Below are 3,607 nucleotides of genomic sequence, written 5' to 3' on the forward strand. Positions count from 1 at the left end.
TACCGGTGAATTCCTTGATAATGCCCTGGCGCGCTTTCTGGTACAGCCCTTTGGGATCGCGCTTCTCACACTCTTCAAGCGGCGCATCCACAAATACTTCCACAAACTCACCGTCTTCGAACAACTCACGGGCCGCATCGCGATCGGCGCGGAACGGGCTGATAAAGGCCGTTACCACAATCAAACCGGCATCCACCATCAATTTGGCCACTTCAGACACCCGGCGAATGTTCTCGGTGCGGTCTTCATCACTCATACCCAGGTTCTTGTTCAGGCCGTGGCGCACATTGTCGCCATCCAGCAGGTAAGTGTGGTTACCCTGTTCGGTCAACGCCACTTCCAGCGCATTCGCCAGCGTGGACTTACCGGAACCGGACAGACCCGTCAGCCAGATACACTTCGGCGTCTGGCCCTTAACCTTGGCGCGATCCGCCTTGGACACATTAGACTCATGCCATACGACATGGGCTTTGGATTCGTTTGCTTTTTCCTGGTACGGGGATTTCTCAGACATGCGATATTCCTTCAGTTGAAAGTTCAAAGTTGAAAGTTGAAAAGGACAACCCTCAACTCCCGGGCTCAGCCATGCTGTATGCCCTTGATCATGGTCGCCAGCATCCTTGATAGCTGTTCAGACTCAGAGAGCCAACGACCGGCTTTATCTTCGGTGATATAACCGATTTCATGGCCAATATGAATCTGGGTTCTCAACTCACCGACAGATCCTTTGGCATAACTCCAGAAACGCGCTCTTTCTTTAGTGGAAAGGCGCTCAAATCCCTCGGCAATATTACTGGGTACAGATAAGGCTGAACGCGTAATCTGATCCCGAAAGCCAAAATCCTTGAGCCCGGCAAAATACCGATACATCTCCACACAAAGCGCAGTACCGCGCTTCCATACATCCAGATTTTCAAATCGAAGCATCCATGCTCCTCCTGCTTGGCTCCATCCTTGGAGCGCCATATTGTTTTGTATTTCCTTTCAACTTTGAACTTTACACTTTCAACTCAAAGCTGTTTGGCAGAGCCTCCCTAAAACCCCCAAACCATCGGAATAACGCTAAGGCTGATCACCGCCACCACCACACTCATCGGAAACCCGATCTTCAGGTAATCCCGGAACGTGTAGCCCCCTGGCCCCATGACCATCAGATTGGTCTGGTAACCCAGCGGAGTCATGAAGCTGGCGGAAGCGGCGAACATGACGGCAACGATAAAGGGCATCGGGCTGACGCCCAGCTGTTCAGCAACGCCAATGGCAATGGGAAAAACCAGCACGGCGGCGGCGTTGTTAGTGATCATTTCGGTAAATACGGCCGTCAGCAGGTAAATCATCACCAGCGCCATAAAGGGTGACAAGCCGCCGTCCGGGATCACTTGCTCCACAATCCAGGCCGCCGCGCCGCTGGACTCCATGGCTTTACCCAGCGCAAAAGAGGCACCGATCACCACCAGCACCGGCAGATTCACACTCACGTTCATCCGCGAGCGGTTCACGGTGACACAGCGTAGAGCGATCATCAGGCCGGCCGCAAACATGGCCGCCTCCAGAGTCGAGGCCAGCCCCAACACATTCGCCATCACCATCGCCACCAGCACAGCAACAGCCAGCGGCGCCCGGCGAAAGTCCGGGGGAGTGGAATCCTTTAATGGGCTCACCAGCATGAAATCGCGCCGATACTGATACTGCTCGACAAACTGCTGGCTGGTTTCCAGCAGCAAGGTATCCCCCACCTTTAAACTCTGCTCGCCCACCTTGCCGGGCACTCGCTTGCCATTTCGGCTGATACTCAAAATCGCCGCCTGGTAACGGGTCCGGAATCCGGTTTCCTTCACTGAACGACCAATACCGGGAAATTCCGGGCTAAGTACCACTTCCACGAGATGGCGCTGGTGGTTGTTCAGGCCCAATTTGTGAGCCCCACCATGGGCGGCCTGCAAGCCGTTGATACGTTGCAGCTCCCGCGCGCACTCTGGCACCCCGACAAACGCCAGCAGATCACCCTCCTGCAGCGTCATTTCCGGGCCAACCGCTGTGAACAGTCGCTCATCACGCTGAATGTCGGTCAGGAAGCCATGGGTCAGGTTCCGCAGCCCTGCATCCTGAATAGTCCGGCCCGCCAGCGGGCTACCTTTCGCCACCAGCATCTCCACGTGGTACTCACGGGCATCTTCCCACTGGGACGCCATACTCGCCCGGTTCGGCAGCAAAAAACGGCTAATCAGCAACATAAAGGCCGCGCCGCCGAGCAGCACCGGCACACCGACCCAGGCCACATCGAATATGCCGAACGCCGGCAACCCCTTTTCCTGCACCAAACCATCCACTACCAGATTGGTACTCGTGCCAATCAGCGTACAGGTACCGCCAAGAATGGCCGCATAACTCAGTGGCAACAGTAACTTGGAGGCCGACAGGCGCAAGCGTTGCGCCCATTCCTGCACCGCAGGAATCATCATCGCCACAACCGTGGTGTTGTTCAGGAAGGCACTCAGAATGGACGCCGGCGCGATCAACCGAAACTGGCTGGAGAGCACGGACTTGGGCTGGCCCAGCAACCTGTGTGCTACCCAGTAAATGGCGCCGGTATCCCGCAAGGCAGCCGCCACCACGTACAACGCCGCAATGGTCATCAAGCCGGGGTTGGCAAAACCGGACAGCGCCTCGCCCGGGGAAATAAGGCCCGTGATCAAGACGAGCACCAGCGCCGCCATCATGGTCATATCCGCAGGCACTCGGTTACTGGCCAGCGCCCCCAGCACAGCCAGTACAATCAGTAGTGTTATCAGTATTTCCAGCGTCATCAGATGAACCAGACAGAGCCCAGGCCGCGCGACAAACCGCACCGCAAAAAGGGCATTTTACAGGGCAAAGGGAATATAAAAAGGGAGCACTTAGTCAAATATGACATAAGCAAAAAACCAAGGTCTCAGCCAACAATGTCGGATTACGGCCAAGCCTAATTCGACCTACACACTGACAGACGAAACAACCGCGGCGGCTTCAACGTCAGGGTTTGTAGGTCGGATTAGCCTGAAAGGCGTCATCCGACATTATCAGGAAAAGCTATTCAACCGCGCTGGCGGTTTTCGCCACCATTGTCGGCAATTCACGGCTAGGCGCACTTTTGGGCGCCTCGACGCTCACTCCGCTCGGCTCGTACCCATTCACATAGCTGCGCAGCAAAGCCCGCAGGGCATCCCTGTCGGCGCGACTTAGCGCCTTGCGGAAGGCTTCCAGAGCGAAAGAGATTTCATCCCATTCCAGCTTTTCTTCATGGGCCTGCATGATCATCTCGTGCTCGGTACGCGTACTGCAATCACCGATCAGCAGCTCTTCATAGAGCTTTTCACCCGGCCGCAGGCCGGAAAAAGCAATCTCGATATCACCGTCCGGGCTCTTCTCATCCCGCACGGACATGCCCATCAAATGCACCATGGTCCGCGCCAGGTCCACAATGCGCACTGGCTCGCCCATATCCAGCACAAAGACTTCACCGCCCTGGGCCATGGCACCCGCCTGGATCACCAGTTGGGAAGCTTCCGGAATGGTCATGAAATAGCGAATCACATCAGGGTGAGTCACGGTGACCGGCCCGCCTTTT

Annotated in this window: 4 protein-coding genes; all 4 read right to left on the bottom strand. The window is 56.1% G+C overall.

What is annotated here, in order from left to right:
• The coding region (gene cysC / locus A3754_RS20435) for an adenylyl-sulfate kinase (protein WP_063521164.1) at positions 1-514 on the bottom strand (514 nt) is incomplete at its 3' end.
• A 65-nt stretch (positions 515-579) separates the two neighbouring features.
• A complete protein-coding gene (locus tag A3754_RS20440) occupies positions 580-927 on the bottom strand; it encodes a four helix bundle protein (RefSeq protein WP_063521165.1) in 348 nt (115 codons plus the stop codon).
• Between the two features lie 107 nt (positions 928-1,034).
• Positions 1,035-2,807, bottom strand: a complete 1,773-nt coding sequence (locus A3754_RS20445) for an SLC13 family permease (RefSeq protein ID WP_063521166.1) — start codon at positions 2,805-2,807, stop codon at positions 1,035-1,037.
• Positions 2,808-3,069: 262 nt separating this feature from the next.
• Positions 3,070-3,607 (bottom strand): polysaccharide biosynthesis protein (locus A3754_RS20450; RefSeq protein ID WP_197468744.1); only part of this gene is annotated, 538 nt, incomplete at its 5' end.

Source organism: Alcanivorax sp. HI0083 (genome assembly GCF_001635175.1).

Coding starts and splice junctions, on each gene's coding strand:
- A3754_RS20445 (WP_063521166.1), bottom strand. CDS start 2,807: ATGACGCTGGAAATACTGATAACACTACTGATTGTACTGGCTGTGCTG.
- A3754_RS20440 (WP_063521165.1), bottom strand. CDS start 927: ATGCTTCGATTTGAAAATCTGGATGTATGGAAGCGCGGTACTGCGCTT.